4 protein-coding genes are annotated in these 4,088 nt (G+C 77.4%); all 4 read right to left on the reverse strand.

The window, feature by feature from the left end:
• Positions 1–168: 168 nt before the first annotated feature.
• Genes DZF91_RS27350 through DZF91_RS27365 form a run of 4 tightly spaced genes read right to left on the reverse strand, consistent with a single transcriptional unit; the run spans position 169 to position 3,969 of the window.
• Positions 169–768 (reverse strand): D-sedoheptulose-7-phosphate isomerase, encoded by a 600-nt coding sequence (locus DZF91_RS27350; RefSeq protein WP_117360025.1) that lies wholly within the window; start codon positions 766–768, stop codon positions 169–171.
• Positions 765–1,982 (reverse strand): glycosyltransferase, encoded by a 1,218-nt coding sequence (locus tag DZF91_RS27355; protein WP_117360026.1) that lies wholly within the window; start codon positions 1,980–1,982, stop codon positions 765–767. The genes DZF91_RS27350 and DZF91_RS27355 overlap by 4 nt, the downstream gene beginning before the upstream one ends.
• Entirely contained in the window at positions 1,979–2,974 is a 996-nt protein-coding gene (locus DZF91_RS27360) for a glycosyltransferase (protein ID WP_117360027.1), read from the reverse strand. Before DZF91_RS27360 ends, DZF91_RS27355 begins: the two co-directional genes overlap by 4 nt.
• Positions 2,971–3,969 carry a glycosyltransferase family 9 protein gene (locus DZF91_RS27365; protein ID WP_199486930.1) on the reverse strand — a complete coding sequence of 333 codons (999 nt, stop codon included), beginning with the start codon at positions 3,967–3,969 and terminating at the stop codon, positions 2,971–2,973. The genes DZF91_RS27360 and DZF91_RS27365 overlap by 4 nt, the downstream gene beginning before the upstream one ends.
• Positions 3,970–4,088 lie beyond the last annotated feature (119 nt).

A 4,088-nucleotide genomic window follows, 5' to 3' on the forward strand; every position in this document is an offset into this window, starting at 1 on the left:
CGGCGAGCAGCGCGGCCAGGCCGGCGCCGCCCGGCCGCGCCCGCTCGGCGGCGTGCTCGATCACCGGGACGGGCGCGTCCGGCGAGAGCCGCGCGCACTCCCCGACGAGGTCCACGTCCAGCAGCGTGTCCCCGACGACGACGAGCGTTCCGGGCGGCGCGGGCCGGGTCATGCCGTCACCCGTAGCGCGAGGTCCACCTGCCCGCACAGCAGGTGGAGCGCGGCGAGGTGGATCTCCTGGACGGTCGAGGTGCGCCCGGCGTCCACGGTGATCGCCTCCTGGGCGGCGGCGGCGAGCGGGTTCGGGCCGGGCCCGGTGACGGCCCACGCCGTCATCCCGCAGACCCGGGCCTGCCGGGCCGCCGCGACCACGTTCGCGCTGGAGCCGCTCGTGCTCAGGCAGACCAGCACGTCGCCGACCCGTCCGTGCGCCCGGACCTGCCGGGCGAAGACCTCGTCCGCGCCGTAGTCGTTGCAGATCGCCGTGGCGGTGGAGGTGTCGGCGTGCAGCGGGATCGCGGCGAGCGGCACCCGCTCGCCCTCGAACCGTCCGACCAGCTCCGCCGACAGGTGCTGCGCCTGCGCGGCGCTCCCGCCGTTGCCGCAGGTCAGCAGCCGTCCACCGGCCTCCAGGACGTTCGCCAGGTGCGCGCCCCAGGCGGCGATCACGGGCGTCCAGCGGCGGAACTCCAGCGCCGCCGTCGCCAGGTCCTCCAGGCGCCGGTCCTGTTCGCGGGAGAGCACCCGCGACTGTGTCGTGGAAGTCATGCCGCCACCTCCCTCGCGGCCATCGCCCGGTGGTACACGGCGAGCGTGTCGTGCGCGACGCGCGGCCACGAGTAGCGGGCCTCGGCGATCCTGCGGCCGGCGAGGCCGAAGGAGGCCCGCCGCTCCCGGTCGGCGAGCAGCACGTTGACCGCGCGCGCCGCCTCGGCCGGGTCGCGCGGCGGGACGAGCAGGCCGGTCACGCCGTCCTGCACGGTGTCCAGGTGGCCGCCCACCCCGGTCGCGACGACCGGCACGGCGCAGCCCATGGCCTCCAGCGGAACCATCCCGAACGGCTCGTACCACGGCAGCGTCATGACCACGTCGGACGACCGCAGCAGCGCCGGGACCTCGTCGCGGGAGCGCCGGCCGACCAGCCGCACCCGGTCCCGCACGCCCGCCCGCTCGGCGACGGCGATGAGCCGCCGTGCCTCCGGGTCGGCGCCGAGCGCGTCGGCGGGCGGGCCGCCCGCCACCACCAGCTCGGCGTCGGGGATGTGGGCCAGGGCGCGGATCGCGGTGTCGATGCCCTTGCGCTCCACCATCCGCGACAGCACCGCCAGCCGGTACGGGGCGCCCTTGGGATCGGCCGGGCCGTACGGGGTGCAGGCCCGCAGGTCCACCCCGCACGGGACGACCTGGACCCGGTCGGCGGGCACGCCCATCGCGGCCAGCTCGCCGGTCTCGCCGGTGGCCGTCGCGACCACGGCGTCCGCCGCGCGCCCGATCTCCCGCTCGATGGCGACGCGCTCGTCCGGGCTGGTGTCCCTGCCGCCCTGGTGGCGGCGCTTCACCGACCCGAGCGCGTGGTAGGTCAGCACGACCGGGACGCGCGGCGCCCCGTCCCCGCGGGTCGCGTGGAGCGCGGCCACGCCGCTCATCCAGAAGTGCGCGTGCACGACGTCCGGCGGGTCCGCCCGCCAGCGCGCCTCCAGATACCGGCCGAAGTCGGGCATCCAGGGGAGCAGGTCGTCCTTGGGCACGTCCGACGGCGGGCCGGCGGGGACGTGCTCGACGGTGACGCCGGGCGCCGCCCGCACCCGGTCGGGCGGGCCGGTCGAGTCGCGCCGGGTGTACACCGTCACGTCGTGGCCCTGGGCCCCCATCTCCTCGGCGAGGGCGGCGACGAACACGTTCTGCCCGCCGGCGTCCGCCCCGCCCAGCCCGCCGCGCGCGGCGAGCGGGTTGGCGTGCTCCGACACCATCGCGATCTTCATCGGGTCACCTCTTCCAGTAGTTGCCGCCAGTCCCGCAGGAAGCGGGGCAGGCCGTACCGCCGCACGGCGGCCGCGCGCGCCCGCCGACCCATCCGGCGGGCTTGCTCGGGGTTCGCGGCGAGGCGCCCGGCGGCGCGCGCCAGGACGTCCACGCGGGTGGACAGGACACCCGTCCCCGGTGGGACGGCCTCGACCGCCTCGGTGGTGGCGAGCGCCACCACCGGCAGGCCGAGCTGCATCGCCTCGATCAGCGCCAGGCCCAGCGAGGTCCACCGGTAGGGGTGGACGTAGACCCGGCGGCGGGCGAGTTCGGCGTGCATCCGCTCCTGCGGCAGGTCCTCGAAGGTCCAGAGCCGCTCGGGGCGGACGCCGAGCGCGCGGGGGGCGTCCGCGACCCGCATCCCGAACAGGTCGATCGGGACGGCGTCGGACAGGCCGGGCAGCAGGTCGGTGCCGGTCGTCCGGCCGCGGGTGAGCGGGTCGTTGACGATGACGCCGGCGCGCGGCATCTCGCCGCTGTACCGGTAGCCGGGGTCGACCACGCCGTGCTCGACGACGGTGGTCGGGGCGCGCCCGCAGTCCCAGAAGAGGTCGTTGAAGTGGGCGACGTGCACGACGGGGATGTCGTCGCGGTCGTGCAGGAAGTGCGTGAGGTCCGGGACGAGGCGTCCCGGGACGTCCGGCGCGGCGGCGGCCGTCCCGGGCGTGTCGTGCTCGACGTACACGGCCGGCAGGTCCCGGCCGGGCCGGCGGCCGAGCCACCGCTCGCACAGCTCGATCTCGTGCGGCCGCTGCAGGACGGCCACGTCCACCCGCTCGCCGCGCAGCGCGTCGTGCGGGACCTCCACGGCCCGGTCGGGCCAGTCGAAGGTCTCCGCGCGGCCGAGGCCGTCCGGGCCGCGGTCCGGCGTGACCGGCACCAGCGTCGTCCAGGGGCCGTGCACGAACGAGGTGGCCCACGAGCCGTGGACGTGCCACATCAGCACTCTCATCGGGCGACCTCCTCGACCGCGCGCAGCACCTCGGACGCCTCCACCGTCGCCAGGCAGGGATGGCCGGGGACCGGGCAGACGGTCGCCCGGGTGTTCCGGCACGGCGCGCTCTGGTCGCCGAGCAGCACGGTCCGGACCGCGTACGGCGCCCAGCGCGCGGCCGGGACGGTCGGCGCGAACAGCGACACGATCGGCGTCCCCACGGCGGCGGCGAGGTGCGCCGGGCCGGTGTTGCCCACCACCACGGCGTCCGCGCCCGCCAGCACGGCGGCCAGCTCGGGGAAGTCCGTCCGGCCGCCGATGTCGATCGCGTGGTCCCCGGCGACCTCGGCCGTCAGCGCCTTCTCCCGGCGGTCGCCGGTGACGACGACGCGCCGCCCGGACACGGCGAGCAGCCGCACGGCCTCGGCGTGCCGGTGCGGCGGCCAGGCCCGCGCGGGCACCGAGGTGCCGGGGTGGACGACCACGTAGCCGGGGCCGCCGGTCAGCGCCGACATGTCCGGCAGCGGCTCGCGGACGCGCAGCCGGCCGTCGTCCACCGGCGGGAAGCCCGCCTCGGTCGCCAACGCGGTCATCCGGGCGGCCTCCGGGACGTCGGCGTCCGGACGGTGCCGCAGGTCGAGCAGCGAACCGGGGTAGTCCTCGCTGATGCCGCCGATCCAGGGAGTCCCGGCGAGCCGCAGGAGCAGCGCCAGCGGCAGCGGCGACTGGTGGAACGAGGTCAGGATCAGCGCCCGGTCGAACCCGCGCAGCCGCTCGGTGACGGCGGAGACCTCCGCGGGCTCCACCGGGACCCGGTCCGGGTCGATCCACGGCGCGCACCACTCGATCACCCGGTCCGGTCCGGGCAGCAGGTCGGCGGCGGCCCGGCCGCGCGGACCGCACAGCAGGACGGTCTCGTCGGCGCGGGCGGCCACGGCGCGCAGCGCGGGCCCGGCGAGCAGCACGTCGCCGAGGCTGTCCTGGCGGGCGACGAGGACCCTCACCGCGCCCACCCGCCCCGAAGCACCAGGTCCACGGCCGCGGCCAGGTCGGGCGCGACCTCCGGCGCGGCGTCGATCTCCGCGGGCCGGGTGCGGTCCGTCGGCACCAGCACGCCGCGCGCGCCGGCGGC

The organism is Actinomadura logoneensis (assembly GCF_003428695.1).
GTDB classification, from domain to species: Bacteria; Actinomycetota; Actinomycetes; order Streptosporangiales; family Streptosporangiaceae; genus Spirillospora; species Spirillospora logoneensis.